At 41.3% G+C, this 25,057-nt stretch carries 30 protein-coding genes and 1 riboswitch; of the genes, 12 read left to right on the top strand and 18 right to left on the bottom strand.

The window, feature by feature from the left end; translation table 11 throughout:
- Genes AS005_RS07090 through AS005_RS07060 form a run of 7 tightly spaced genes read right to left on the bottom strand, consistent with a single transcriptional unit; the run spans position 1 to position 5,768 of the window.
- Positions 1-753: an ABC transporter ATP-binding protein gene (locus AS005_RS07090; protein ID WP_101510980.1), complete on the bottom strand. Its 753-nt coding sequence runs from the start codon at positions 751-753 to the stop codon at positions 1-3.
- Between the two features lie 6 nt (positions 754-759).
- Positions 760-1,398: a queuosine precursor transporter gene (locus AS005_RS07085; RefSeq protein WP_101510979.1), complete on the bottom strand. Its 639-nt coding sequence runs from the start codon at positions 1,396-1,398 to the stop codon at positions 760-762.
- The gene (gene queF, locus AS005_RS07080) at positions 1,382-1,795 is read right to left on the bottom strand and encodes a preQ(1) synthase (RefSeq protein WP_101510978.1); all 414 of its coding nucleotides are present in this window, start codon (positions 1,793-1,795) and stop codon (positions 1,382-1,384) included. The genes AS005_RS07085 and queF overlap by 17 nt, the downstream gene beginning before the upstream one ends.
- A 4-nt stretch (positions 1,796-1,799) precedes the next feature.
- Positions 1,800-2,999 carry a thiamine-phosphate synthase family protein gene (locus AS005_RS07075; RefSeq protein ID WP_101510977.1) on the bottom strand — a complete coding sequence of 400 codons (1,200 nt, stop codon included), beginning with the start codon at positions 2,997-2,999 and terminating at the stop codon, positions 1,800-1,802.
- Positions 2,996-3,745 (bottom strand): sugar phosphate isomerase/epimerase, encoded by a 750-nt coding sequence (locus AS005_RS07070; RefSeq protein ID WP_101510976.1) that lies wholly within the window; start codon positions 3,743-3,745, stop codon positions 2,996-2,998. Before AS005_RS07070 ends, AS005_RS07075 begins: the two co-directional genes overlap by 4 nt.
- The gene (gene thiC, locus AS005_RS07065; RefSeq protein ID WP_101510975.1) at positions 3,742-5,016 is read right to left on the bottom strand and encodes a phosphomethylpyrimidine synthase ThiC; all 1,275 of its coding nucleotides are present in this window, start codon (positions 5,014-5,016) and stop codon (positions 3,742-3,744) included. Before thiC ends, AS005_RS07070 begins: the two co-directional genes overlap by 4 nt.
- Positions 5,017-5,021: 5 nt before the next feature.
- Positions 5,022-5,768, bottom strand: a complete 747-nt coding sequence (locus AS005_RS07060) for a sulfide-dependent adenosine diphosphate thiazole synthase (RefSeq protein WP_101510974.1) — start codon at positions 5,766-5,768, stop codon at positions 5,022-5,024.
- 51 nt (positions 5,769-5,819) lie between these two features.
- Positions 5,820-5,930: riboswitch (TPP riboswitch) on the bottom strand.
- 95 nt (positions 5,931-6,025) lie between these two features.
- Between AS005_RS07060 and AS005_RS07055 the strand changes: the two genes are divergently transcribed.
- The 3 genes from AS005_RS07055 to AS005_RS08805 are packed head-to-tail and all read left to right on the top strand — an operon-like array spanning position 6,026 to position 7,330.
- Positions 6,026-6,373, top strand: a complete 348-nt coding sequence (locus AS005_RS07055) for an encapsulin-associated ferritin-like protein (RefSeq protein WP_101510973.1) — start codon at positions 6,026-6,028, stop codon at positions 6,371-6,373.
- Positions 6,374-6,388: 15 nt separating this feature from the next.
- Entirely contained in the window at positions 6,389-7,192 is an 804-nt protein-coding gene (locus AS005_RS07050; RefSeq protein ID WP_199203877.1) for a family 1 encapsulin nanocompartment shell protein, read from the top strand.
- Entirely contained in the window at positions 7,193-7,330 is a 138-nt protein-coding gene (locus AS005_RS08805; RefSeq protein WP_158241064.1) for a hypothetical protein, read from the top strand.
- A gap of 138 nt (positions 7,331-7,468) precedes the next feature.
- On the opposite strand, the gene AS005_RS07045 is transcribed toward AS005_RS08805, so the two are convergent.
- The 4 genes from AS005_RS07045 to AS005_RS07030 form a co-directional block, all read right to left on the bottom strand.
- Positions 7,469-7,981 (bottom strand): hypothetical protein, encoded by a 513-nt coding sequence (locus tag AS005_RS07045; RefSeq protein ID WP_101510971.1) that lies wholly within the window; start codon positions 7,979-7,981, stop codon positions 7,469-7,471.
- Positions 7,982-8,193: 212 nt separating this feature from the next.
- Positions 8,194-9,201, bottom strand: coding sequence for a glycosidase (locus AS005_RS07040; RefSeq protein ID WP_101510970.1), 1,008 nt, complete (start codon positions 9,199-9,201; stop codon positions 8,194-8,196).
- Positions 9,202-9,240: 39 nt separating this feature from the next.
- Complete coding sequence (locus AS005_RS07035; RefSeq protein WP_101510969.1) at positions 9,241-9,456, bottom strand: hypothetical protein; 216 nt, start codon at positions 9,454-9,456, stop codon at positions 9,241-9,243.
- Positions 9,457-9,513: 57 nt separating this feature from the next.
- Positions 9,514-9,987 (bottom strand): peroxiredoxin, encoded by a 474-nt coding sequence (locus AS005_RS07030; protein WP_101510968.1) that lies wholly within the window; start codon positions 9,985-9,987, stop codon positions 9,514-9,516.
- Positions 9,988-10,058: 71 nt separating this feature from the next.
- On the opposite strand from AS005_RS07030, the gene AS005_RS07025 reads away from it, so the two are divergent.
- Together AS005_RS07025 and AS005_RS07020 are read left to right on the top strand one after the other, a co-directional pair.
- Positions 10,059-10,796: a Mut7-C RNAse domain-containing protein gene (locus AS005_RS07025; protein ID WP_101510967.1), complete on the top strand. Its 738-nt coding sequence runs from the start codon at positions 10,059-10,061 to the stop codon at positions 10,794-10,796.
- 34 nt (positions 10,797-10,830) lie between these two features.
- Positions 10,831-11,535 carry a family 16 glycoside hydrolase gene (locus AS005_RS07020; protein ID WP_101510966.1) on the top strand — a complete coding sequence of 235 codons (705 nt, stop codon included), beginning with the start codon at positions 10,831-10,833 and terminating at the stop codon, positions 11,533-11,535.
- 16 nt (positions 11,536-11,551) lie between these two features.
- Here the strand turns inward: AS005_RS07020 and infB are convergent, their stop codons facing one another.
- The 5 genes from infB to AS005_RS06995 are packed head-to-tail and all read right to left on the bottom strand — an operon-like array spanning position 11,552 to position 15,940.
- A complete protein-coding gene (infB, locus tag AS005_RS07015) occupies positions 11,552-13,630 on the bottom strand; it encodes a translation initiation factor IF-2 (protein ID WP_101510965.1) in 2,079 nt (692 codons plus the stop codon).
- Positions 13,631-13,649: 19 nt separating this feature from the next.
- Complete coding sequence (locus AS005_RS07010) at positions 13,650-13,964, bottom strand: L7Ae/L30e/S12e/Gadd45 family ribosomal protein (protein WP_101510964.1); 315 nt, start codon at positions 13,962-13,964, stop codon at positions 13,650-13,652.
- A 7-nt stretch (positions 13,965-13,971) separates the two neighbouring features.
- Positions 13,972-14,193 carry a DUF2905 domain-containing protein gene (locus tag AS005_RS07005; protein WP_101510963.1) on the bottom strand — a complete coding sequence of 74 codons (222 nt, stop codon included), beginning with the start codon at positions 14,191-14,193 and terminating at the stop codon, positions 13,972-13,974.
- Between the two features lie 2 nt (positions 14,194-14,195).
- Positions 14,196-15,011, bottom strand: a complete 816-nt coding sequence (locus AS005_RS07000; protein ID WP_101510962.1) for a stage 0 sporulation family protein — start codon at positions 15,009-15,011, stop codon at positions 14,196-14,198.
- A complete protein-coding gene (locus tag AS005_RS06995) occupies positions 15,002-15,940 on the bottom strand; it encodes a DNA polymerase III subunit delta' (RefSeq protein ID WP_101510961.1) in 939 nt (312 codons plus the stop codon). Before AS005_RS06995 ends, AS005_RS07000 begins: the two co-directional genes overlap by 10 nt.
- Positions 15,941-15,993: 53 nt before the next feature.
- Between AS005_RS06995 and AS005_RS06990 the strand changes: the two genes are divergently transcribed.
- From AS005_RS06990 to ylqF, 3 genes are read left to right on the top strand one after another with little or no spacing between them, the layout of a single operon-like run.
- Complete coding sequence (locus AS005_RS06990) at positions 15,994-17,847, top strand: TIGR03960 family B12-binding radical SAM protein (protein WP_101510960.1); 1,854 nt, start codon at positions 15,994-15,996, stop codon at positions 17,845-17,847.
- Complete coding sequence (locus tag AS005_RS06985; protein WP_101510959.1) at positions 17,789-19,204, top strand: phospho-sugar mutase; 1,416 nt, start codon at positions 17,789-17,791, stop codon at positions 19,202-19,204. The genes AS005_RS06990 and AS005_RS06985 overlap by 59 nt, the downstream gene beginning before the upstream one ends.
- Positions 19,201-19,983, top strand: a complete 783-nt coding sequence (gene ylqF / locus AS005_RS06980) for a ribosome biogenesis GTPase YlqF (RefSeq protein ID WP_101510958.1) — start codon at positions 19,201-19,203, stop codon at positions 19,981-19,983. Before AS005_RS06985 ends, ylqF begins: the two co-directional genes overlap by 4 nt.
- Here the strand turns inward: ylqF and AS005_RS06975 are convergent.
- On the bottom strand, positions 19,954-21,873 hold the full coding sequence (locus tag AS005_RS06975; RefSeq protein WP_199203876.1) for a DUF1923 family maltosyltransferase: 1,920 nt from the start codon (positions 21,871-21,873) through the stop codon (positions 19,954-19,956). The two genes, ylqF and AS005_RS06975, sit on opposite strands and share 30 nt — an antisense overlap.
- Before the next feature lie 121 nt (positions 21,874-21,994).
- Between AS005_RS06975 and AS005_RS06970 the strand changes: the two genes are divergently transcribed.
- The 4 genes from AS005_RS06970 to AS005_RS06955 are packed head-to-tail and all read left to right on the top strand — an operon-like array spanning position 21,995 to position 24,225.
- On the top strand, positions 21,995-22,372 hold the full coding sequence (locus AS005_RS06970; protein WP_101510956.1) for a GntR family transcriptional regulator: 378 nt from the start codon (positions 21,995-21,997) through the stop codon (positions 22,370-22,372).
- On the top strand, positions 22,360-23,151 hold the full coding sequence (locus AS005_RS06965) for an ABC transporter ATP-binding protein (RefSeq protein WP_101510955.1): 792 nt from the start codon (positions 22,360-22,362) through the stop codon (positions 23,149-23,151). The genes AS005_RS06970 and AS005_RS06965 overlap by 13 nt, the downstream gene beginning before the upstream one ends.
- Positions 23,141-23,887, top strand: a complete 747-nt coding sequence (locus AS005_RS06960; protein WP_101510954.1) for an ABC transporter permease subunit — start codon at positions 23,141-23,143, stop codon at positions 23,885-23,887. The genes AS005_RS06965 and AS005_RS06960 overlap by 11 nt, the downstream gene beginning before the upstream one ends.
- Before the next feature lie 14 nt (positions 23,888-23,901).
- A complete protein-coding gene (locus tag AS005_RS06955; RefSeq protein WP_101510953.1) occupies positions 23,902-24,225 on the top strand; it encodes a heavy metal-binding domain-containing protein in 324 nt (107 codons plus the stop codon).
- A 25-nt stretch (positions 24,226-24,250) separates the two neighbouring features.
- On the opposite strand, the gene rpsB is transcribed toward AS005_RS06955, so the two are convergent.
- Positions 24,251-25,033: a 30S ribosomal protein S2 gene (rpsB, locus tag AS005_RS06950; protein WP_101510952.1), complete on the bottom strand. Its 783-nt coding sequence runs from the start codon at positions 25,031-25,033 to the stop codon at positions 24,251-24,253.
- Positions 25,034-25,057: the final 24 nt, after the last annotated feature.

Here is a 25,057-nt window from a genome sequence, read left to right as displayed (position 1 = left end):
TCACAACTCCTTTATAATATCTTCTATTTCCTTACTCTCAGCAGTTAACTGAAGGAACAAATCCTCCAAAGTTGCTTCTTTTTGTCCGGAAATCCTTCTCAGTTCTTCCATCGTACCTTCCGCGATGATCTTTCCCTTGTTTATGATTCCTATTCGATCACACATTTTCTCTGCTATTTCCAGTATGTGAGTTGTGAGGAAAATTGTGGAACCTTCATCGGCATATTTTCTCAAGAGAAGCTTCAGAATTTTGGCACTCTTTGCATCGAGACCAACGGTAGGCTCATCGAGAAAGATCACCTTTGGTTTCCTCATGAACACACTGACCAACATGAGTTTTTGCTTCATCCCATGGGACAGTTCTGCAACTTTCTTTCCCAGGTAGTCAACACCAAACGCTTCGCAAAGCTCTGATATCCGCTTGATGGAAACAGACTTCTCCAAATTGTACACTTCCAGAATGAAATTGAGAAACTCTTCACCTGTGAGATGAGGGTAAATTTTTGGCTCGTCAGGAACGACTCCTATGTTTTTCTTTATCTCCAACTCGTGAGCTTTCATATTCAACCCAAGAATTTCGATTTCCCCTTCTGTTGGTTTCAAAACACCGGTGAGCATCTTTATGGTGGTGGTCTTCCCCGCACCGTTTGGTCCAAGAAAACCATATATCTCTCCAGGTTTTACATCAAGATCGATGTGATCAACGGCAAGAACATCACCAAATTTTCTGGTCAATTTTTTTGCGACTATCAAGAGAATTCACCTCACTTCTTTTATGATCCATTCACCACTGACCAATTTCACGCCGAGATAAACAAAGGGAGTGTCTATCAACGCGATTATGAGTTTCACCGCGTATTGAGAGAAGATCATTTTAACCAAAACCGTTATTGGAACGGTTCCCAAAAAAGCGATGGTGATGAACACGAGAGTATCTATGAACTGGGAAACCATGGTGGAAAGGTTGTTTCTAATCCATAAATGTGAACCCTTGGTGACTCTTTTCCAAAAATGAAAAGCCCAAACATCATGGGATTGTGAGATGATGTAAGCCAAGATGCTAGCAAAAACTATTCTAGGGGTTGAACCGAACACTTTTGCGAACGCTTCGTTGTTTCCGAAAATAGATGCGGGTGGATAGATTACAGCGATTTGAGAATATACCACGAGAATAAGAGATGCGAAAAAACCTGTCCATACTACTTTTTGAGCGGTTCTTTTCCCGTAAACCTCGGAGATTATGTCCGTTACAGCGAAAGTGATGGGATAACACAAAACCGCTATCGGTACAAGGAAAGGACCGATATTCACAAGTTTTCCGGCGATAACATTCGATATCGTCAGAGTAGATACGAAGATACCCGTTAACAAAATGAGTTTTTCACTTGTTTTCTCCATTTCTTTCTTCCTCCAAAGAACCCATTTGAGTCGTAGTTTTTATTCCACCCCTTATATTATAAACAACGGTAACTTTAAGTCTGTTTGTTTTCAGAATTTTTTTCAAGTCTTCATATATTCTTTTCGTTGCTTCTTCTTGATAGATACCAACGTTTCTAAAACTGACGAAATAATATTTCAAAGACTTCAACTCGACAATCTTCCCACCGTCCGGATAGTATTCTATGATCACCTTGCCGATATCAGGAAGACCAGAAAAAGGGCAAACAGCCGAAAACTCGTCTGTCTCGATTTTGATGTATTCATCTTTCCCATCAAAGTCTATAGTTTCCAAAAAATCTGTTCTTATCGCATCGTGTCCTTTAAAGTCAAAAATTCTTCCTTCTGCCTTGGGCATATTCTCACCCCTCCAGCATGAGTTTTATCTTCTCAAGAACCTCTCTCGGATCCCTTCCAAAAACTCTTATCATGGCTTCTTTTCCCCACCAACCTTCATCGTATATTACATCTGGTGGTGATTTTAACTGTGATATTGCTTGCTCTATCATCCACTTCATAGACTCTCCCTCTTTTTCCCGAACTTCTGATGGTTCCTTTGAACGATCGTATCGGAAAACCCTCAAACCTTTTTTCTCAGCTCTTTCCACATATTCCTTCTTGTATTTTACATTCACAGTACAGCGCATATGAGGATGAAATTGCATTATAGCAATGGCCATCCTTGCAGTATGCGATCTATCTTTAAAAGAGGCAGAAGACACAGCAACTGCCTTTCCTTCCTTGAGTCTGATTCTCCCAGGAAATTTTCCAACTTCGAACTCAGTTTGTGCCCATGGTAAAGCATAAGAAATGTTTTGACCCACCTCGGGAACCGTGAGGGGACCTATTTCAAGAAACTCAGGAAGAATCTCGTCTAAAGAGTTCAAAACATCGTGTTTGTACCATTCTCTAAGGAGTTTTTCTGTCTCCACAGAGTCACCTTGGGAACGAAGTAATATCTTTCTCACCAAATCCATGGCCGCCAATATTGCTTCTTCCGCTGAGTAATTTAAAGCCAGAAAACCTGAAAAAGCGCTGGAAAATGCGCAACCGGTTCCGTGAAATTCTCCTGAAACCCTGGGAATTTCAAAATCTTTTCCTCGAAACCTCACACGAACCGATCTGCCCGTTTCATGTCCTCCGGTGACAATGAAATTTTCTTTCAATTCTAAATATCGCGCCTCCTCGGAATTCAATATAACATAATCGGCATACTCCGTGAATTTATCAACCGTTTCCGGATCCAGAAATTTGAAGCCGGAAGAAGATGAAAGAATCACATTCCATACGATTCTGGAAGAAGGAAACATTTCTCTCAATTTTTTAACTACTGCAGGCAATGAAAGGCCTATCTTTATTACTTTGGGTGTTGGTAAAACTTCAATCTCTCTTCTCATCACATCCCATTCCCTGAAATTCACGGAGAACACTCTCTTTTCATTTTGAACGGTGAAAGCAGAAACTACTCCGTAAGCTCTCAATCCGAGCGCAGAAATGACCTTTATATCTTGGAAAATCCCCGCACCAGCAGATGGATCAAGACCAGCCACGACCAAAATCATCCCAATCCCCTCCAGTATTCAAGAAGCATCTCCAAACCGTCAGGACATTCCGGGGTTGATTCTATGACAAAATCTGCGTCCATACCTCTTATAAACTCCAAAATTTCGTGGAATATTCTTGAATCCCCCCAGGGAGCATGATGACATTTTCTATAAGTTTCAAAGTCCGCATAATATATGTGAAATTCGCTTATCGAATCTGAAAGTACATCGATAAACCTTGCAGGCGAAAAACCATACATTTCTGCATCAAGAATAAGGTGGCCTATATCGACACACATAGTGCAATGCGTGTTTCCTAAAAAGATCTTGTAATCTTTCGCACTATGGAAATAGTCGTTTCCGTATACATTCTCCACGCGGATTTCTATCATCTTTGAAAGTTCAAAAAATTCTCTCTCCACTTCTTCGTAAATGTAAAGCCAGTTCTCTTGCTGGAGAGCGTTTGGAAAATGTACGACCATGTACTCTGACCCGATCTTCTTCGAGAGATCAGCGCATTTCTTGTTCACCAAAAAGGTGTCGATTCTGTCCTTCTCGTTCAAAGAGGTAGGATTCGGATGTCGTTTAGCGTATCTGTAGACGAAAGGTGCGTGCACTCCGAACTTTTTGCCTGCAAAAAAGCGGAGGACCTTTTCCAAGTCCTCCATGGTGAAAAATCCAAGCTCATAAAGTTCAGCGTCTGGAAGAAATTTCAAGAGTTTTGGATTGCTTTTTATGATACTCGTGGAGATACCCTTTCTCAAGCGAATTCCTCCGCAATCTTAATGGCACAGAAGGGACCACACATTGAACAACCTTTGTCCGGATAGGGCCTCTTCTCGTGTTTTTCTTTTGCTACATTTTTACCCAAAGATAACTCGAACATGGTCTCCCAATCGAAATCTTTTCGGGCTAGCGCCATTTTTTCCTCCAAATCCCAAGCTTTTTTGTTCCCTCGTGCCACATCCGCTACAACCGCTGCTATTTTAGATGCTATCACACCTTCTCTCACATCTTCAACATCTGGAAGAGAGATGTGTTCTGCAGGAGTTACGTAACAAAGAAAATCTGCTCCATAGTATCCAGCCAGCGCTCCCCCAATTGCACAAGCGATATGATCGTATCCCATAGCTCTGTCGGTTGGAAGAGGCCCGAGGAGAAAAATAGGCGCTCCCTTTCCAATTTTTTTCATGAGAGTAACGTTCATTTCGATTTCATTCAAGGGTACGTGACCTGGCCCCTCCAGCATCACTTGTACACCTTCTTCTCTTGCCTTTTCTACCAATTCTCCCATTACAAAAAGCTCTTCAAACTGCTGCGTATCGCTGGCATCCACTACAGCTCCGGGCCTCATTCCGTCTCCAAGGCTCAGCGTGATATCGTACTCTTTTGCTATGCTCAGAAGCTCATCGAAATATTGATAGAAGGGATTTTCTCTGTTGTTTTTGATCATCCACCCCGCTATTATGGATCCTCCTCTACTCACTATCTTTAAAATACGTTTCGATGATTTTATTCTCTCCAAAACCCTTCTGGTTACTCCCACATGAATCGTCATGAAATCAATTCCATCTTCCGCATGAGCAACTACCATATCGAAAAAGTCCTTCTCTGAAAAATCCACCACATTTTTCTTTGTTTGATAGCTTTTCACCGCGGAATCGTATATGGGAACAGATCCCACAGGAACGGGCGAAAGACTCACTATAGTCCTTCTTATTTCCCTAAGATCTCCCCACGTGGAAAGGACCATCAAAGAATCCGCCCCGTATTCGATGGCAACCTTTGCCTTTTCCTTTTCTTCCTCTATCGAGGAAAAACCTTGAGAAGTACCTATGTTGGCGTTCACTTTCACAGAGAAACCTTCTCCTACGATCATAGGCCGCTCCACTTTGTGAATTTTGTTCTTTGGAAGAACAGCGCGCCCTTCCGCCAATTTCTGCCTCACCAGCTCCACATCAACACCCTCATATGCCGCTACTTTTCTCATCTCTTCAGAAATGAGACCCTTTCGGGCCATTTCCATTTGAGTCATAAAGATCACCTCAACCTTTTGTTAACAATTTTTGCAATCTTTTGACCCGATAGAATCATCCCACCGAATATGGGCCCCATCCTCGGACCTCCGTAAACCTCACACACTGCCATACCTGAAACGAGAAGACCCGGGAACACTTCACCAGTTTTCTCCACAACGAATTCTTCGGCGCTGTCCGCATCCATAGGAAATTCTGTTTTCATTTGAATTAGTCCTCTTTTGGCGAGAAGTGTAACAACGTTCGCAGGATGTCCTGTGCCATCCACCACAAAGGAAGACTTCACAGTTATAGGATCCACATGCAATCCTAATCTAACGGTAGGGCCCCAATTCACCACCACACCACACACCCTTCCTTCACGAAGAGCAACATCTTCCACAGAAATGTTGTTGAACACCAAAGCACCCTCTTTCGTCGCTCTATAAAGCAAAGCAGAAGCAAAATGAACAGAATCAACAACGATGTGATCTTCTCTCAACGTATATCGTACTTTCAACTCTCTTAAAAACGTTTCCAATTCCTTCTCCAAGACTACCTCGTTGAACATCATCCCTCCACCCCAAATACCACCTCCCGGAACGTTCCTCTCTTCGAAAACGGCTACCTTGAAACCGTTTTTTGCAAGTTCGTAGGCGGCAGTGAGACCACTGGGCCCTGCTCCAACGATGGCAACATCTAGTTCTAAAGAGCTTTTGAGTTTCTCAAAGTATTTCTCCACGATCAATTTGGAAATCAAAAGATCCCGCATGAAAACACCTCCTTATAAAAATAAATCCTCCGCTCGAACGGCGGAGGTCTTTTTGCCCTCCTTCCCCATTCCCTCCGCCGGTATTACCCGGATCAGGTTCTAGGGGTCGAGGGCTTCCGCCCTCCTCTCAGCCCCGGACTAGGAGCTCCCCCTGGGGAAGGAATTTATTCAAATCGTTATAGATTTTAATGTTTTTTTGTGTGATACAATTTAAATAGATGTTTCATGTTTGAATAATTTTAACGGAGGTGGATAACATGGCTGATCAATACCATGAACCTGTTTCCGAACTCTCTAATCAAGATAGAGACTTTGTCAGAGCACTGAACAGTCTTAAAGAAGAAATAGAGGCGATCGCTTGGTACCATCAGAGAGTTGCGGCGACGAAAGATGAAACTGTGAAAAAGATTCTCGAGCACAACAGAAATGAAGAAATGGAACACGCCGCTATGCTTCTCGAATGGTTGAGAAGAAACATGTCGGGGTGGGATGAAGCTTTGAGAACTTATCTTTTCACTGATAAACCTATTACTGAGATAGAAGAGGAAGAATCCTCCGGTGGTTCAGAGAACTCGAGGGGTGATCTTGGAATCAGAAAGCTTTGAAAGGGGGTGAAGAACATGGAATTTCTGAAAAGATTTCTTGCTCCACTGACAGCGAAACAATGGGAAGAGATAGATAAGAGAGCAAAAGAGATCTTTTCTACACAGTTGTATGGAAGAAGAGTGATCGATGTTGAAGGACCTTATGGTTGGGAATACTCCGCATATCCACTCGGCGAAGTGGAAGTTTTATCGGGAGAAAATACGGTGAAATGGGGATTGAGAAAATCTCTTCCGTTAATAGAAACGAGAGCGACGTTCACCCTTTCCCTCTGGGAGCTAGACAATCTAGAAAGAGGAAAATTGAATGTGGATCTTTCGAACCTTGAAGAAACGGTAAGAAAGGTGGCAGAGTTCGAAGATGAAGTTATATTCAGAGGATGTGAAAGAGCCGGGATAAAGGGTATGCTTGCCTTCAAAGAAGAAAGGCGTATCAACGTTGGAGAGACACCAGATGATCTCATCGAGGCACTTCTCAAAAGTCTTTCTATTTTCTCAAAAGAGGGAATTGAAGGACCCTATGCGTTGATCATCAATACAGAAAGATGGATAAAGCTCTTGAGAGGAACAACAGGACATTATCCCCTTGAGAAAAGAGTGGAAGATACATTGAGAGGAGGAAGGATTATCACGACCCCCAGAATCGAAGAAGCCATCGTGATTTCAGAGCGTGGAGGAGACTTCAAATTAATCTTGGGTCAGGATCTATCTATAGGTTACGAGGGCAGAGAATCCGATAAGGTGCGATTGTTTATAACGGAGACGTTCACGTTTCAAGTTGTCAATCCAGAAGCTATGATACACCTGAGTTTCCAAGTGTAGGTGAAAAGAACACCAGATGTTCTGTTCACCCTCAGTAAAGAAATGGGAGAATTCACGAACATCTGGGATGACGTACATCGCTTCTTACTTAGCAATGGTGTCGATGTGAAATTGTTGAATCTGAAGATAAAAGCATAGCCCCCGAGAAGAGCGAGTTTTGTTCACATTTGAATCAGGGGCTTTTTTTCTTTTTTGCTGATGATGTTATTCTTCATTTATTATCCTCTAGCAGATTTTGAAAAGACCTCTTCGAAGAAAAACTAACCGGTTAAAAGATTAGATAACATCCATTTTTCCTTTTCCCCAACTTCCAACAACTCTTCCCACAACACCAACCACTCCTAAAATCCCGGGTAGACGTTTTGTTTCTCTTAGAAAACGAGGAAGATCGTGCGAGTGTTTTACTTCAGCTGCGAAATTTCCAAGAGCATTTTCACACACATTCTCGTTTTCTCCTATAACAAGCACTCCTTTGTTTTCTCCAAAACTTTGACTTGCAAGAATGGAAGGAGAAAGTTGCGGATGTATTCTGACAGTTACTCTTCCACAAATACGGAACGTTACAGGTCTAACGATCTTTAGAAAAAATTTCTCTTCCTTTTCCAAGATGAACTCATCCATTTTCTCAGAAAGTCTTCTTCCAAGCTCCTTCAGACTCATCGATTCTACTTCATGATCGACATTATAAACTTTGGATTCTTCCTTTATGAACAAAGAGCAATCTTCACTCAAATCAATTCTCTTAAATCTGTTTGTTAGCAAATGAACTGAGTTGCTAAGCAGCCTCATTTTCTCACCTCCCCAAAATAAAAGGGGCCGACCTTTCGGCCGGCCCCTTGATCCTCGACACAGTGGTTACAAAGATACCCCCGGTCCTTTGAGGGGCCGGCCTTTTAACAACCTGCACATTATCATATCGCTTAATATTCCGTTCTCATGAAATATGAAACACACCATGCTCTCTCACCTCTTGAAGCTAGGATACCATCGCAATGTTAAGATCACGTTACTTCCTTCATTAAATTCATCACAGTGCGTTCGCTGGTTGCAAAAACACCTATTGTCCAGTCAGAAACACCACCTATCCAGATTATCTTGTCCTCATATTTAACAAGACCACACCCGAATATGACATTGATTCTATCACCGTACTCTTCTATCACACCTTTTGGCGAGAGAATGTAATCCGTCGTCCCAAGAAGTCTTCCGTTTCTGTCAACGAGCGCCAATCCGTTTTTGTAAGTAAGATTCTCTTTCAAAACAGCGTGCCATCCTATCAAATAACCTCTTTTTGTTTCAACAACATTTGTAGACCAACCAACTTTCGTTTCCCAATCCTCTGGGAAGAAAACCGCTTCCAAGCTATAGAGATCAATTGAATTCCCTTCTATTCTTCCCCTCCAACAGACTTTAGAATCGTCTATGGTCATTCTCGTCAGAATCACGTTGTCTGATACAAAGGAACTATCTTTCATCGAGGGAGGAAAGAAGATCTCAGAAGTACTTTTCACGGAGATATATCTTTTTTCTAGAAGATTCAATTCCTCATCCAAGATAGCGTGGGCAAGAAAATCCGTGTGAGGTTTCCCTTCTTGAGCCCAGCTTCTGTACCCTTTTGCTGTGTACAATATTTCAAAACGGGAATTTCTAAAGAAAACCCTTGGATCTTCACATCCAAGGAATTCCTGAACATCTCTTGGCCAAAAAATAATCTCCATTTCGATCGGTCTTTTAACATCTCCGTTCATCAACTCATCGATATCCACCACAAAATGTCCTATCGAGGAAACATATTTGTAGTAGTCGAAAATCACTCTCGGAAAAATATGGAGGGCTTTTCCTACCAACACCGCCCCTGGATTGAAAACAGCCACAGGTTGTCTGGGATAATTGACCACTACAAAATCCTTTGGGAAAAAATAAGTTATCCTTTCAAAAATATCGATTGTTTCATTTTTTCTGATTGACCTTTTTCTCGAGAGGTATTTTTTCAGTATCTCCTCCACCATCCTCTATCCCCCCAAATTGAAGGGGAGAAGATCTCCCCCTCACGCAAATAAATCTAAGTTTTTCCCTGAATACAACTCGGCTGCTATTCTTACCAGTTTCATGTTGAGACCCGTTTGTTGATAAAGGGCGAAGAAGAGAATCTGCTCCATCTGTTCCTTGCTCATAACAGTGGTAGTGTTGGGATTTGAGGTAGCGGATCGAGTCGTATAATTTGGATAAACAACGGGATCGTATCTCACACTGTTTATTCGCAATCTCCCACCCCCCATTGATTTTATCGGAACGTGTTGAGATATTTTTACTTAATACTACTACTTGGATAGATTTTCCAAGGTCATCTCTACTTCTTCGTAGACCGGCTCTTTCCCAGGATCATCCGAAACCCAAGAATACACTATAGTACCATCTTTGTCAATGACAAAAACAGATCTCTTTGCAACTGTGTAACCTGATATATCCAAGAAGTTCTCGTGAACTCCTCCGTATTGTGAAGCTACCTTGCCACCAAAATCAGAAAGAAGATCGAATGTAATATGATTTTTTTCAGCGAATGCTTTGTTGGCAAAGGGACTGTCCACACTGATTCCGAGAACAACCGCGTTGAATTTGTTAAACTTGGAGAGAGAATCCCTAAAAGTACAAAGTTCTTTTTCGCATACACTCGTGAAAGCTCCTGGATAGAAAGCTAAAACAACGTTTTTTCCTTTAAAATCGGAAAGTCTGATTCTTCTCAATTCTGTGTTCACAAGCTCAAAATCGATTGCTTTGTCGCCAGATTGAAGCATAAAAATCACCTCCATCAAAAATAAATTAGGTATATCTTATCGTTTTTATTCTATCACAACGAGGAGAGGTTATGAAATACAAAAAGATCGCTTATTTCAGGTTCTTCGGTAGACTAAACGACTTTTTTAAAGATGAGAAATTCGTTAAAGTACACAATTTCACAGGCTTTCAGACTGTGAAAGATAGAATAGAAGCATTGGGAGTTCCACATGTAGAAGTCAGTTTCATCACTAAAAATGGGAAACCTGTAAGCTTCTATTACATGGTGGAAGACGGGGATTTTTTCTTCGTTTATCCGGAGTTTAAAAACATAAACCTTCCGGAGGAATGGCTCGTTACACCTAAATACAAAGGAGAACCGCGTTTCATTCTCGACATACATCTTGGAAAACTCGCAAAACTTTTAAGGATGCTAGGCTTCTATGCTTTCTTTGGAGAAGAAAAGGATGAAATACTGTGTAGGAAAGCTGTGCAGGAAAATGCCATTCTTCTTTCCCGAGATATAGGCCTTCTGAAAAGAAAAGAGCTCGTCTTCGGATATTACGTAAGAAGCACCGATCCGAGAGAACAATTGAAAGAAGTGATAGAAAGGTACGATTTGAAAGACTGGATGAAACCTTTTACTAGGTGTATTGAATGCAACGTTGAGTTTGAAGAAATTCCCAAAGAAAGCGTGAAAGGAAGGGTACCTTCGAAAGTTTTCGAACTCTTCAATGAATTTGTTCGATGCCCAAATTGTGGGAGGATATATTGGAAAGGTACGCATTACGAACATATGACTGACTTTTTGAAAAATGTGATAAAATGATATCAAGTCAAAATTATTTTTGGGAGGGATCAGAATGAAGAAAGTTCTTTATTTGCTTCTGTTGGGGACATTGGGTTTGTTCCTTCTTGGAACAAGTTGTGAACAGAGAGTTCAAATACCGGTCCCTCTTCCAGAAGTGAGTGTAGAAACTCCTGAGATTAATCTGGGTTTCAAAGTGGTAAAGCCAACTGGAACGGAGGAAATATTCGAGGATTTCGAAGCTTACGGTCAAGGTCAAACTGCTCCCTTTGGTCCTTGGAAGATTTTACCAGGTTTCAACGCTCCTCACGTTGAGGAGGGCATTCAAGCGGATAAGACTATAGGGAAAGTTTTGAAAGCGGGAGATGATCAAGGAATATTCGTACCCGCCAGTTGGGAAGATCTCATTATAGAGTGCAATTTCAACGGTGTTGACGGTGGAGCAATTTTCTTCAGACTCACAGAGGACGGTCAAAAAGGATTTTATTTCATTATGGAGAATCCTGGACGAGTTTCACTCCACAAATTCGCCGGCAGTCTCGACATATCGTTAGCAGAGAACACAAGCGTGAACAACATATCCAATGGATGGAACTATCTGAAAATTGTCGCGAATAGGCAAAATGTGAAAGTCTACATAAACGGCAGAAAATTGATTGATGTAAATGATCCCGACATTTTCAGCGGAGGGGTTGGTTTAGCCATGAAAAGTTGGAACACTATTTTCTACGACAACGTGAGAATAGAAGTAATCGAATGAAGGGGGACATCCCCCTTCATTGTTGCTGTTCGGACAGGTTCTTTTGACTTTCCTCCACAAAGGTGGGCTTCCTCTTTACTTTCCTTATCACATAGAACTCCAATTCGTCTCCCTCTTGTATGTCATCGAATCCTGAGAGTTTTATACCACATTCTTGAGGTGCTTCGACGACATTCACATCCTCTTTGTAATGCTTCAAGCTTTCTATTTTACCTTCAAAAACGAGTTGACCGTTTCTGTAGAGTCTGACGAATCCGCTTTTGTCTGCTTTCCCATCAAGCATTTGAACACCTGCAACTTTCCCAACTTTCGAAATTTTGAAAACCCTCTTTATCTCTCCATGCCCAATGATCTCTTCTACTTCTTCAGGTTCCAGCATTCCCTCAAGGGCAAGTTTCAAATCGTCAACGAGCTTGTAGATTATAGAGTAAGTCCTCACATCGACTCCCTCTTGCTCAGCTAGTTTTCTTGCTTTGCTGTTTACTTTCACCCTGAACCCAAGGACTACAGCATCAACTGCCGCTGCAAGCATAATATCACTGGTGCTGATCTCACCCACACCAGCATGTACAATGTTCAACTCGATTTCCCTCGATTGCAACTTGTTTATAGCGTTTCTCAATGCCGCTACCGATCCATAAGTGTCTGCTTTCACGATGATGTTCAATATCTTCTTGTCTTTTTCTTTCATCATTTTCATGAGCTCTTCCAGATTCACGTGTTTTTTTCCAAACTTTTGAGATTCAAGTTTTTCTCGCCTCTTCTCAACGATCTCTTTGGCTTTTTCCACACTCTCGACCACATACACATTGGAATGAACGTCGGGCACATCCTCAAAGCCGAGAATCATGACAGGTTGTGAAGGATGTGCTTCCCTTATCGATCTCATCCTATCGTCAAAAAGGTTTCTTACTTTTCCATAAGTATTGGAGGCAACAACAGCGTCTCCAACTTTCAAAACCCCATCTTTCACAATAACACTCGCCACAGGTCCCATTTTTTTGTCAAGCTTTGATTCTATAATTACGGCTCTTGCGGGTCCTTCGGGATAACACTTTATTTCGTTCATATCGGCGACAAGGAGTATCATCTCGAGAAGTTCGTCAACACCTTGGCCTGTCTTTGCTGATATAGGAACAACTACTGTGTCTCCACCCCATTCTTCTGGTATCAGACCGAGTTTTTCTACCAACTCCTGCTTTGTTTTTTCCACGTTAGCATTCGGTTTGTCTATCTTGTTTATGGCAACTATTATGGGAACGTTGGCGGATTTCGCATGATTGTAAGCCTCTATCGTTTGCGGCATGACACCATCATCTGCCGCCACCACAAGTACAACTATATCCGTCGCTTGAGCACCTCTTGCCCTCATTTCTGTGAACAGCTCGTGCCCTGGTGTGTCTATAAAGGTTATCTTCCTTCCGTTCACTTCTACTTGATAGGCACCTATAGATTGAGTGATACCACCTTCTTCCCTCTCAGCAACCCTGGTAGATCTGATTCTGTCGAGAAGAGTTGTTTTCCCATGATCAACGTGTCCCATAACTGTGACCACAGGAGGTCTTGGAACCAATTTATCTTCTTCTCTTTCATAGAGTTCCTGAAATCTTCTTTCCAGAAGTTCGAAATCATCCACTTCTTCTTCTCCAGCTTTTTCCTCTTCCAGTTCTATTTCTGCTTTGTATTCCTTCAAAATCTGCTCAACCTCTTCGAGTTTTAGGATTTGACCTGGTCTTAGTGCAAGCCCTCTCTTTACGAACATATCTTGTATTATCTTGTTCTGAGGAATTCCCAATTTTTCTGCAACTATGTCAAGTTTCAATTCATCGGGTTTCAAAGATATTTTTCTCTTCTTTTTCTTCTCCGTAATCTCTTTCTCTATCTCCTCTTCATCGTCTTTTCTGGGCTTGGAAGGTTGCTTGGATTTCTTCTCTTTCCCTTCCTCCAAAAGATCTATTATGATGTTGGCTATCTCTTCGTCCACAAAACTCATATGATTCTTCACACTGACACCAAGCTCTTCGAGCTCTTGAAGAAGCTCCTTTGGGGGCATATTCAATTTTCGAGCAAGCTCGTAAACTCTTAATCTGGCCATTTCTATCACCTCACTCTGTCTATTTTACCACCTTTTCTATAGCCTCTATTAGATTGTCCTCCTCTAGACCCACAACGGAAACACCAGGTTTATCCAAAAGTCGTCCCAAGTCTTCTTTGGTAAACATAATGACGTAAGGAACTCCTTTGTTTTCACAACGCATGATCGTGTCTTTCTTTGTCCTATCACTTGCATCTTCTGCTATCACGATGAGTTTTTTCTCCCGAGGAGACCTTATATAGGCTCTAATCCTTTCTTTTCCAAAAACTACCTTCCTTGCCTTCACAGCGAAACCGAGATAACTGTAAACTTTCTTTTTGATTCGATCGTTCATATTATCATCACCTCATTCGGGAGATCAAATAGAGGATCAAAGAAATAACCACACTTATAATCAAGCTTGTCATCAGTGGAAAGTAGAAAACAAAATTCTTTTTCCTTATTACAATATCTCCCGGCAATTTTCCGAGGAACGGTATTTTCTCGAAGAGGAGTAGCAAAACGCCAAAAACTACCAAAATCAAACCCATGAGAATCAGGAATCTCCCGATTCCCTGGAACACGGTCACGCCTCCTTCTTGAAATATTCGAACGGAACTTTCACCATCTCTCCTTCCTGCTCGGAGAAAAGAGTCACTGTTTTCAGAAATACATTCACGTTCACAACCCTGTATCGTTTCCCTTCATAAGTTATGGTACTTCCTTCATCAGGAATACCTGCTAATTCCTTCTCATAAAAATCGTACTCGTATGTTAAGCAACATAGAAGTCTTCGACAAGGTCCCGATATCTTTGCTGGATTTATCATCATTTGCTGCTTTTTTGCGTGTTTCAGTGTAACACTCGAAAATTCCCTGAGAAAGGTTGAACAACAGGTAGGAAGTCCGCACAATCCGAGTCCACCAAAAAATTTCATCTCATCCCTCACACCAACTTGTCTGAGTTCGATACGCGTCTTGAAAGTCTTGGCTAAATCCCTTACAAGTTCTCTGAAGTCAACTCTTCCCTCAGCACTGAAAAAGAAGACAAGGCGAGTTCTGTCAAACGTGTACTTCGCGTAGAGAAGTTTCATGGGAAGACCGTGTTCTTTTATCTTCTTCTTACATATCTGAAAAGCTTTCCAAGCATCTTCAACATTCTTTTTATATTGCTCAACGTCGTCCTCTGTCAATTTCTTGATGACAGCTTTCAGTTCGTACCCAACCTCATCTATGCTAACTTCACGTACAGGAATGAGTACCCTTCCCACTTCCAAGCCGAAATCGCCCATCACTAGGACAAGATCTCCCTTTTTATATTCCTCTCCGTTTGGAACAGAATAGTATATTATCTTGCCTTTGGGCATTATTTCTATTCCCACTGCTTTAGCTTTCAACTCCAAGAGTTAACACCTCTCTTTCGTTCTCTATGAATTATCAGAATGTTCATGAGAGTTATTCTAGAGTTCAAGTTCGCTACTCTTGTTCTCAAGATGGAATCTAAAAACGATATGTCTCTCTGAGCGGATGAGTCTTCCCAATCGTTTCTGTAGAGCACGATACGTACCAATTTCTGTATCAAAAGAAACATGTCCTTCCCTGTGACAGCATTGGTAAGTTTATCGAAAATTTCAAAGAAAGTCTTCGTTTCAACCTCCACGAATCTCCTGAGGAGTTCCAAACATGCTACGTAACCTTCTAGTCCCTCTAACAAGATTTTCTTCAGTAATTTGTCTGTCTCCAAGTGCCTTGTATTCTCTAAGAGCTTCAAGACACCACTTTTCTCAAGTTTATAAGCCTCCAAAGCAATCTGAAAATCTCTTTCCAAGAAGGAAACTTCTTCCCAAATTTCTCCAAGTTTTTCCTTTAAAGAATCCAAAAAGTTCCTAGGTACTCTTACACTAACCCTGAAAACTCTGCTTCTGATCGTAGGAAGAAGATAATGCCAACGCTTTGTGTTCAAAATTATCACAGCATACTCTGGTGGCTCTTCTAAAGTTTTTAAAAAAGCGTTAGCGGCTTGTTGTGTCATCTTGTCGCAATCGTGTACTATTACATACTTTCTAAGGTAAAGCTCCGGACTGTAGTTCAAGAAATCCTTTATCGAACGAATCTCGTCAATTCCAATGTTTTCTCCTTTCGGATCTATTTCCATGATATCCGATGCTTTGCCTGGAAATTTTTCCACATATTCTGGCAACGCTCGAGAGATCTCCTTTTGATAAGAGAGATCCTCTCCATCCACGAGCAGAGATACACCTTTAGAACGTTCAATGATTCTTTTCAAAAGTTCCAATTGACCTTTCGCATAGTTTACTATCAAATCTTTCATTTTCTCACCTCGCTTTTCAATTATATCTGATAAAATCGATACGAGGTGAAAATATGATTCTGAGATTCCTAAATGAGACTCTTCCTTGGGTGAGGAAACCGAGTAGATACATAGGAAAAGAGATTAACTGTGTGATAAAGGATCCAGGTGAAGTTTCTCTTAGAATGGCGCTCGTTTTTCCAGATACGTATGAAATAGGCACTTCGAATTATGGATTGGAAGTTCTGTACCATATCTTGAACAATCAACCTGACGTCTGGGCAGAAAGGAGCTATCTCCCGTGGGTCGATATGATAGAAAAGATGAAAGAAAAAGGTGTTCCCCTTTACACTATGGAATCCTATACACCTCTTTATCAAATGGATGCCGTAGGAATTTCTCTGGAGTACGAACTCTCTTATACCAACGTTGTGGAAGTTTTGAAGCTCTCTAAAATCCCCCTATTCTTTTGGGAAAGAAAAAAAGAAGATCCTATTGTTCTCGGTGGAGGCCCTTGTTCTTCAAATCCTGAACCAGTTTACGGTCTTTTTGATGCAATTCTCATCGGTGATGGAGAGGAAGCCATTCTCGAAATTGTACAAGTTTTGAAAGAAACAAAAGGTGAAAAAAGAGATACTATTTTGAAAGAATTATCAAAGATAGAAGGTGTCTACGTTCCTGCCTTTTACAAACAAAAAGAACAAAAGATCGTACCCATCTCACCCGACTTCCCAGAGAAGATCAGAAGAAGGATAGTGAGGAATCTAGACGATCAACCTGTACCTATTAAGAAAATTCTTCCAAATACGGAATCTGTACACGATAGGGCCGTGATAGAAATCGCCCGTGGATGCACTCGAGGATGCAGATTCTGTCATGCTAGTATTTTTTACAGACCGGTGCGTGAAAGATCCCTCGATAATATTTTGAGAAATGTTGAAGCGATGTTAAAACACACAGGATACGAAGAAGTATCACTCCTTTCACTCTCGACGATGGATCATTCACAAATAGGGGAGATCGTCTCTGAACTTTTGAACAGATATTCAGAAAAGAAAATCGCTATCTCAATCCCTTCAACAAGAATGGACAGATTCGGTGTGGAAGTCGCTTCCAAGATAGCTTCTGTGAGAAAAACAGGCCTTACATTCGCTCCAGAAGCAGCCACTCAACGGCTAAGAAACATCATAAACAAGAACATAGAAGAACACGATATCGTTTCAACGTTAGAAGCAGCGAAAAAAGCTGGATGGCGAAGAGTGAAACTCTACTTCATGATAGGATTACCAGGTGAGAGTGAAAAAGACCTTGAGGAAATGGTGTACCTTCTCCAAAAGGTGAAGAGAATGGGTTTCAAAGAGGTAACAGCATCCGTATCTGTTTTCGTTCCAAAACCCCATACACCATTCCAATTTGTTAGACAAATTACACCCGAAGAAGCAGAAGAAAGGTTCAGAGTGATAAAAAAGGCAAAGAGGGTTGCAAAGATATCGTATCACGATCCAAGAATGAGTTTTCTCGAAGGAATATTTTCAAGAGGAGATCGCAACTTATTGAATCTCATAGTACGAGCAAATGAACTCGGTGCTTTGTTCGACGAATGGAGTGAACAGTTCAATTTTGATGTTTGGCTTAAAGCGTTTGATATCACCGGAGTAGATCCTATGCACTATCTCAGAGAGAGAAAATTGGAAGAAGGGCTACCATGGGATCACATAGACATGGGTGTCACAAAAGAGTTTCTTAGAGAAGAATTCAAAAAGGCTTTGGCTGGAGAAACAACAGAGGACTGTAGATGGAATAAATGTTACCTATGTGGAGTCTGCTACAGGCTCAATGTGAAAAACATTCTCTCCGGAGGTGATAAAGATGATCCTATTTGGAACGGGTGGTATTCGCGGGATCATGAGGGAAGGCGAGTTCGATGAAGAAACTGTGAAAAGAGCCTCACTGAGTACCGCCCTCTGGATGAAAGAACGAAACTTGAAAAGTGTGGTGATAGCTTACGATACGAGGAGAAACTCCAGAAAATTCGCGGAGCTTGCAGGGAAGGTTTTCGCAGGTGAAGGAATAGAGGCTTATGTGTTTTCTGAACCAACACCAACTCCCGTTCTTTCCTATGCTGTTAGAAGCATGAAAGCGGGGGCTGGTGTTGTTATCACAGCGAGTCACAATCCTCCTGAGTACAACGGATACAAAGTGTACACATGGGATGGTGTACAGGCTATTCCAAAGTATACTGATGAAATCACAGAGATTTATAAAAAGGTAGATACCTCTGCAGTGAAAGAAAGAAACTTCAAAACAGTTCCTCCTGAGATTAAGGAGAGTTACATAGAAAAAATTGTAGAGATGCTCTCTAAACTTCCTAGAAAATCGAATCTCGATATTGCCTATTCTCCACTTCATGGAACGGGTGCAAATTATGTTCCCGAAGTCCTCAAGAGACTCGGATTCACCGTGAGACTCGTCGAGGAACAAATGAAACCGGATCCCAATTTTTCCACCGTCCCAACACCAAACCCGGAAGAGGATGATGCCCTCATATTGCTGAACAAAAAACAAGCAACTTTAGGACTCGCTACGGATCCAGATTGCGATAGAGTGGGAGTGGTTTACAGGGGGAAAAGACTCACAGGAAATCAAGTGGGAGTACTTCTCACAGACTTTCTCCTTGAACACATAAAAGTGGATAATCCTCTGATCATAAAGACGATAGTAACCACGGATATGGTTAGGCCCATTTGTGAAGAAAAAAGAGCCTTTCTTGAAGAAACTCCGACAGGGTTCAAGTTCATTGGATACTTGATAGAAGAGCACCAAAAGAAAGGTGATAGAAACTTCGTTTTTGGTTTTGAAGAAAGTTGTGGATACTTGATGGGCGATCATGCGAGAGACAAAGATGGCGTAGTGGGAAGTGCTCTCTCTGCGGTGGCATTCAGCAATTATGATCCCTATGAAAAACTCGAAGAATTATACAAAAGGTACGGATACTACATGGAAAAACTCATAAATTTCAAATTTGACAACGTCGATAGAGCGATCGAGATATACCGTTCTTTGAAAAATCGCAGTGATATAATTGACTATTCCAAGGGGTACAACAATGTCATACCGAACGAAACTGTCGCATTCGTCTTTGAGAAAAGTAGAATTTTTGTGAGACCCTCGGGAACAGAACCGAAACTTAAGGTTTACATACACGTGAAAGGAGATACAAAAGAAGAAGCGGAATCTCTTATAGCAGAGAACGAGAAAAAAATTAAGGAGATATTGGGACTGTGAATTGGTACCCTGGTCACATCGAAAAGGCAAAACGGCGAATTAGAGAACTGTTGAGAATGGTGGATACCGTTTTGGAGGTCCGAGATGCCCGGGCCCCTTTTGCTACATCCGCTTACGGGATAGATTTTTCGAAAAAAGATTCCATAATCATTTTGAACAAAGTAGATATCGCCGATGAAACGGTGACGAAGAAATGGGCATCGTTCCTCACGGCCCAAGGGAAAAGAGTTGTCACTACCTATAAAGATGAGCCCAGAAAGGTACTCTTGAAGAAGCTCTCTATCGAAAGAACCGCAAAAATCTTGGTTGTAGGTGTTCCAAATACAGGGAAGTCGACGATCATAAACAAACTGAAAGGGAAAAAATCGAGTACAGTTGGTGCTCAACCCGGTGTGACTCGCGGCATTCAGTGGTTCTCTCTCGAAAATGGTGCAAAGATATTGGACACCCCTGGTGTACTTTACAAAAACATTTTCAACAAAGATCTTGCCGCAAAGCTTCTACTCGTTGGAAGTTTACCCATTGAACGTGTGGAAGATTTCACGATTTTGGAAAGGGCTTATGACATATTCAGAAGAGTTCAGTACCTCGAGGAGGATTTCAATACTTTCTTTGAAAATTTTGCAAAAAGAAGGGGATTCCTCAAGAAAGGAGGAATCCCCGATTTAGAGAGAGCTATCAACGTTTTTTTCACAGAAGTATCTCAAGGAAAAATTGGACGTCTTTCTTTCGAACGACCTGACGAAATTTCAAGATTGGAAAATGAGGGCGAATTCTAGTGGTTTGAGTGTTACCTTTCTTTTCTTTTCCCACATTCTTCCTCTCCAAACTAATCCGCTGATCCTTAGAGTTTTTTGTGAGTTCCCTATGTTTGCAGCAACGATCAATTTCCTCTTCTCTTTTTGATAAGAGAACATCAAAAGTTCATCGTCTGAGAGATTCTGATATTCCCCTTCAATCATCATATCTGTAAATTGATTTCTCACATCTATCAATCTTCTAATGAATTCTAAAACTCCTTTATCTGGGTTGTCCCAATGAAGAGCGTATTGATCGAAGAAGGCTAGTCTTCCAAAGAACTCATCAGTTGGTGACAAAACCTTTCTCAAATTAGGATCAGTATCGAGTCCGAGATTCATCGGTTGTTTCTCCCCTATCTCCTGTCCCGTATTCACATAAGGTATTGAATTTGGTAAGAAGTATGTTATAAAAGGAGACAATCTCTTCAATCGCGAACCATACTTTCTCGTCGTTATGCGGGGCGTATCTGGTGTCTCAACAGACGCTAAAAAAGGTAAGACAAGTTTTTCCGAAACTTCAAGAATTTTCTTCATCTCGTTCAATCTGCTAACAAAGTACCAACTGCTTCCCAAGATTACATCGTATCCTGATTCTTTGGCTGCTTTATCCTTTTCCATATCGAGTTCTTCGGCTATCATCACGAAGGCGGGATCGTAATCTTTCACGTTCTTTATTATGAGATCGAGCAGTTCCTTTGGAAGAGCATGTCCCATATCCAGTCTTGCACCATCTATTCCAAATCTTTTCTGGTAATGCGGTATCACTCCTGCCAGATATTCCCAAAGTTCTCTGTTGGGCTCCTCTCCCGGAAATTTACTCGCTTTTATCACATCGTACAGAACATAAGGAGGTTGATTGGGACTGACAAACTTCTTCGACGCTTTTGGGTGATCCAGATACAATCTCAAGAAAGTAACATCGTCCCAAGTCGGTTGCGGATCGTTTATCAAATCAGAAAATCCTGGAGGTGTGATGAGACCAAATTCTCTAATGATGGCTTCCAATATGTTTTCTTTGGCTTCTTTTATCTTTTCCCATTTTTCAGGGTTCACCAGATTTGGTGGAAGAGAAAACTTCCGAAGATGCTTTTTTACACTTTCCTTACCATACACTATCTCCAGTTCATCCTCATCTGGGACTTTGAAAGGAAGTTCTTCCGCGCGCGGAGGAGCATAATCCGCCAACTCCTCAACTCTTATCCAATAGAACCAATCCGGATGTTCCTTTATAAGATCGGAATCTCTCGCAGCAGTTCGAGGGATGAAATCAAGAATGACTCTGATTCCTAAGATGTGACATGCTTCCACAAAAGCTTTAAACTCTTCATCCACACCGAAACCTTCAAGAAGAGGATCGTGGTATCTTTCATCCAGTTCCATCGGATTTCTCACAGCGTAAGGTGACGGGGCACTTCCTTTCTTAAACAAATCACTCATTTTACTCACCGGGAGAAGATATATGGTGTTCACACCAAGGCTCTTGATGAATGGAAGAAGAAGTATCATCTTGAAAAACGTTCCCGCTTCGCGAAAACCGAGCGCATCATCTTCTTCGTAGTACCCAGAGCCTTTATGATTGTAGGCGACTGTTGTTCTCGGGAGAGAGCCATAGACGATTGATTCTCTCACCCAATTGGGAGCTCTCTCTCCTTTCAGAAACGAAAGAGGTTGAGAATAATCTAATCCTTCAGATTGGGATAGTATCCAATCTGTAATTTCCGCACCAAATTCGTAAGGATCCACAAAGTACTTACCTGATTTTTCATCAAATTTTTTAAAGAATTTCGGAACCCACAATTTTGGGACAGCGTAAAGACGTCTTCCTGTAACTCTCCCTTTACAGAAGCTATTTATTTCTTTTAGAATCACCATCATCCCTCCTGATTTAAATTATTTCATCATCTATTTTAACAAAACGAAACAAAGTCTGCAAGACAAAATTTAATTCTGATATGGTGTAATAGTATAATATTACAATGAGGTGATAGAGTTGTGGTTCAAAATAAATTTCCACTCCTCAAAGCCAATATACGAGCAGATAAAAGATAGAATAAAACTTCTTATTCTCTCCGGAAAATTAAAAGAAGGCGAATTTGTCCCTTCCATAAGATCCCTCGCAGAAGATCTGGGTGTGAACTTGAACACCGTTTCACGCGCTTACAGGGAACTCGTTCAGGAAGGAATTTTAGAGGTAAAAAGAGGAGAAGGATACGTTGTCACCAGAGTGGACAAAAAGAAAATACAAATGCAATTGGAAGAAGAACTCATAAAAGTCTTGAGAGATTGCAAAAGAGCAGGTATCCCTTTCGAGAGGGTTCAGAAATTGATAGAAATAGTCTACAGGGGTGAGAAAACATGCTTAGAGTAAGAGGTTTGAAAAAACTCTATGGTGACAAAGTTGCTGTAGATGGTGTCGATTTTGAAGTGAACAAAGGGGAGATCTTTGCCATCCTTGGTCCCAACGGGGCGGGAAAGACTACCACATTGAAATGTATCATTGGCCTTCGAAAAAAATCAGCCGGCGATGTAGAACTGAAAGGGACTTTCTCCTACCTTCCAGAGGAAAAAAGATTGTATCCGTACCTGAAAGTAATAGAAATCGTTGATCTCTTCAAGAGAATCGGGAAAAATTTCAATGAAAAAAAGGCACTCAAAATGATCGAAAAGTATGGGATACAGTTGAGTGAAAAGGTAACCAATCTTTCTCATGGTATGAGAACGATTCTCTATCTTTCGTTGATTTTCGCGGAGGATGTGGATCTTTATATACTCGACGAACCCACTTGGGGACTCGATCCCATCGTGAGAAATGACATGCTTGAACACATAAGATCTCTCACCTACAACGGAAAATCTGTTCTTTACACCAGTCATGTGCTTGCAGAGGTAGAGAAGATAGCGGACAGGATTGCGATCATGAAAAGTGGAAAGATCGTTCTTCAAGGGAATCTTGACGATATAAAATCTTCCTACAAGCTCGTTGTATCTAGAGATAAACTCAATGGTCCCCTGTTGAAAACTCTCAAAACCGGTGAAAAAGTATACCTGGTGAAAACAGACAAAGTCCCGAAGAACATAGAAGTGGAAGATGCTTCCTTTGAAGACATATTCGAAGCTTTCGTGAGGGGTGAAAGTGATGTTTGCTAAAGAATTCAGAGATATGAGGGTTCGTTTCCTCGCGTTGTTTTTTGTTCTTCTTGGAACTTTTATGCTCCTTTTAATCATGAAAGATTACACTCAAAACCTTTCTGATCTCATAAAAACCATCCCAAACGATTTTTTAAAAAAACTCGGCGTGACAAATGAATTCATCCAGAGACTTTCAGAATGGAACTTCTACATTTTGAGTCAATGGTATGGAAAAAACCTTGGACAGTTCATTCCCATTCTTGCTATTATTATGGCCTTCCCCGTTTTCGCTCGAGAAATAGAAAACGAAACCATAGAACTTCTTCTCACAAGAATTCAAAGGAGGACACTCTTTGGAATCAAGTTTTTAATTCCTTTCTTGGCGTCAATCTTGGAATTAGCCGTTCTTGCACTCCTTCCTATACCAGTCAGTTGGATTATTGGAGAACATTTGGATTCCTGCTCCGTTTTCCAATATTTCCTAGTGGAAATGGTCGGTTTAACGCTATGGTTTTCCGTGACCATCTTCTTTTCGATGATATTTTCAGATCAAATCAAACCCCTCATCGTATCCATAGCGATTCTCTCTGGTACTACCGTGATTGGTGGTTTCATCAAATCTCTTTATTTTCTGAACACTTATTCTTACATCCTAGAAGGATCTCTTAATATCCGACTGACAGCCGGTTATATCTTGGCAAGCGTCACTTTCATCTTTCTTTCCTACAAAACATTCATGAAAAGAGATTTCTAAGGGGGTGAGAAATCATGATAGTGACAACAACGGAGAAAATACCAGGATACGAAGTGAAAGAAGTAGTTGGAATCGTTTCCGGGAACGTAGTGATGTCAAAACACCTGGGAAGGGATATCGCAGCAGCCCTTAAAACATTAGCTGGTGGGGAAATTAAAGGTTACACAGAGATGCTCACAGAAGCGAGAAATATCGCCTTGGAGAGAATGGTAAAAGAAGCGGAAAAACTGGGAGCGGATGCGGTAATAGGATTCAGATTTTCCTCTTCAACCATAATGAGCGGTGCCGCTGAAATTCTCGCATACGGTACGGCGGTGAAACTTCGAAAGAAAGAATAAAGGGGGTTACTCACCCCCTTTTTCATCAAACTTCTTCCTCTTCAAATTCTCCAAAATCTAGCTCTTCACCCATTTCCTCTGCAACTTCTTCACTCGTCTCTGCTTCTTCTTCAGTTGCGAGAGGAGCTCCTTCTCTTCCTTCAAGATATGCATTTGCTATAACAGAAGTGATGAGTTTTATGGATCTTATTGCATCATCGTTTCCAGGAATCACGTAATCAATTGGATCGGGATCACAATTGGTATCAACGATGGCAACTATAGGAATACCGAGTTTGTTGGCCTCGGCAACCGCGATTTTTTCTTTCCGCGGATCTACAACATAGAGGATATCCGGTAATCTCCTCATTTCCTTGAGACCACCGAGGTTCTTTCTGAGCTTTTCTAAAATTCTTCTTATTCTGCTTTGTTCTTTTTTCGGAAGTTCTTCGAGTTTCCCACTCTGCTCCATCTCTTCAAGCTCTATGAGTTTATCAATCCTGGATCTTATAGTTTTGAAGTTGGTCAGAAGACCTCCAAGCCACCTGTTGTTGACATAAAAGGCACCACACCTTTCCGCTTCAGCTTTTATAACTCCCTGAGCTTGTTTCTTCGTTCCCACAAAAAGAATCGTGGCACCTTCGCTGGCCTTTTCTCTTACAAAATAGTAGGCTTCTTCCAAGAGTTGCTGTGTTTTCTGGAGATCGATGATGTAAATGCCTTTCCTCTCCGTATAAATGTACGGGGCCATCTTAGGATTCCATCTTCTCGTCCTGTGGCCAAAATGAACCCCTGCTTCGAGAAGCTGTTTCATCGTAACAACTGGCACGAACAACACCTCCATCCTTTTGGT

It is taken from the genome of Thermotoga sp. KOL6 (genome assembly GCF_002866025.1).
Taxonomy (GTDB): domain Bacteria; phylum Thermotogota; class Thermotogae; order Thermotogales; family Thermotogaceae; genus Thermotoga.
This window is presented reverse-complemented; position numbering and strand designations above follow the sequence as displayed.

Excerpts from the sequence above, each read along its gene's own strand:
- infB (WP_101510965.1), bottom strand. The coding sequence starts at position 13,630 with ATGGCCAGATTAAGAGTTTACGAGCTTGCTCGAAAATTGAATATGCCC.
- AS005_RS07085 (WP_101510979.1), bottom strand. The coding sequence starts at position 1,398 with ATGGAGAAAACAAGTGAAAAACTCATTTTGTTAACGGGTATCTTCGTA.
- AS005_RS06955 (WP_101510953.1), top strand. The coding sequence starts at position 23,902 with ATGATAGTGACAACAACGGAGAAAATACCAGGATACGAAGTGAAAGAA.
- AS005_RS07045 (WP_101510971.1), bottom strand. The coding sequence starts at position 7,981 with ATGAGGCTGCTTAGCAACTCAGTTCATTTGCTAACAAACAGATTTAAG.
- AS005_RS07050 (WP_199203877.1), top strand. The coding sequence starts at position 6,389 with ATGGAATTTCTGAAAAGATTTCTTGCTCCACTGACAGCGAAACAATGG.
- AS005_RS07055 (WP_101510973.1), top strand. The coding sequence starts at position 6,026 with ATGGCTGATCAATACCATGAACCTGTTTCCGAACTCTCTAATCAAGAT.
- AS005_RS07010 (WP_101510964.1), bottom strand. The coding sequence starts at position 13,964 with ATGAACGATCGAATCAAAAAGAAAGTTTACAGTTATCTCGGTTTCGCT.
- AS005_RS07030 (WP_101510968.1), bottom strand. The coding sequence starts at position 9,987 with ATGCTTCAATCTGGCGACAAAGCAATCGATTTTGAGCTTGTGAACACA.
- AS005_RS07040 (WP_101510970.1), bottom strand. The coding sequence starts at position 9,201 with ATGGTGGAGGAGATACTGAAAAAATACCTCTCGAGAAAAAGGTCAATC.
- AS005_RS06995 (WP_101510961.1), bottom strand. The coding sequence starts at position 15,940 with ATGAAAGATTTGATAGTAAACTATGCGAAAGGTCAATTGGAACTTTTG.
- AS005_RS06965 (WP_101510955.1), top strand. The coding sequence starts at position 22,360 with ATGCTTAGAGTAAGAGGTTTGAAAAAACTCTATGGTGACAAAGTTGCT.
- AS005_RS06990 (WP_101510960.1), top strand. The coding sequence starts at position 15,994 with ATGATTCTGAGATTCCTAAATGAGACTCTTCCTTGGGTGAGGAAACCG.
- AS005_RS07075 (WP_101510977.1), bottom strand. The coding sequence starts at position 2,999 with ATGATTTTGGTCGTGGCTGGTCTTGATCCATCTGCTGGTGCGGGGATT.
- queF (WP_101510978.1), bottom strand. The coding sequence starts at position 1,795 with ATGCCCAAGGCAGAAGGAAGAATTTTTGACTTTAAAGGACACGATGCG.
- AS005_RS06985 (WP_101510959.1), top strand. The coding sequence starts at position 17,789 with ATGATCCTATTTGGAACGGGTGGTATTCGCGGGATCATGAGGGAAGGC.
- AS005_RS06960 (WP_101510954.1), top strand. The coding sequence starts at position 23,141 with ATGTTTGCTAAAGAATTCAGAGATATGAGGGTTCGTTTCCTCGCGTTG.
- AS005_RS07060 (WP_101510974.1), bottom strand. The coding sequence starts at position 5,768 with ATGCGGGATCTTTTGATTTCCAAATTGATCGTGGAGAAATACTTTGAG.
- AS005_RS07025 (WP_101510967.1), top strand. The coding sequence starts at position 10,059 with ATGAAATACAAAAAGATCGCTTATTTCAGGTTCTTCGGTAGACTAAAC.
- thiC (WP_101510975.1), bottom strand. The coding sequence starts at position 5,016 with ATGACTCAAATGGAAATGGCCCGAAAGGGTCTCATTTCTGAAGAGATG.
- AS005_RS07020 (WP_101510966.1), top strand. The coding sequence starts at position 10,831 with ATGAAGAAAGTTCTTTATTTGCTTCTGTTGGGGACATTGGGTTTGTTC.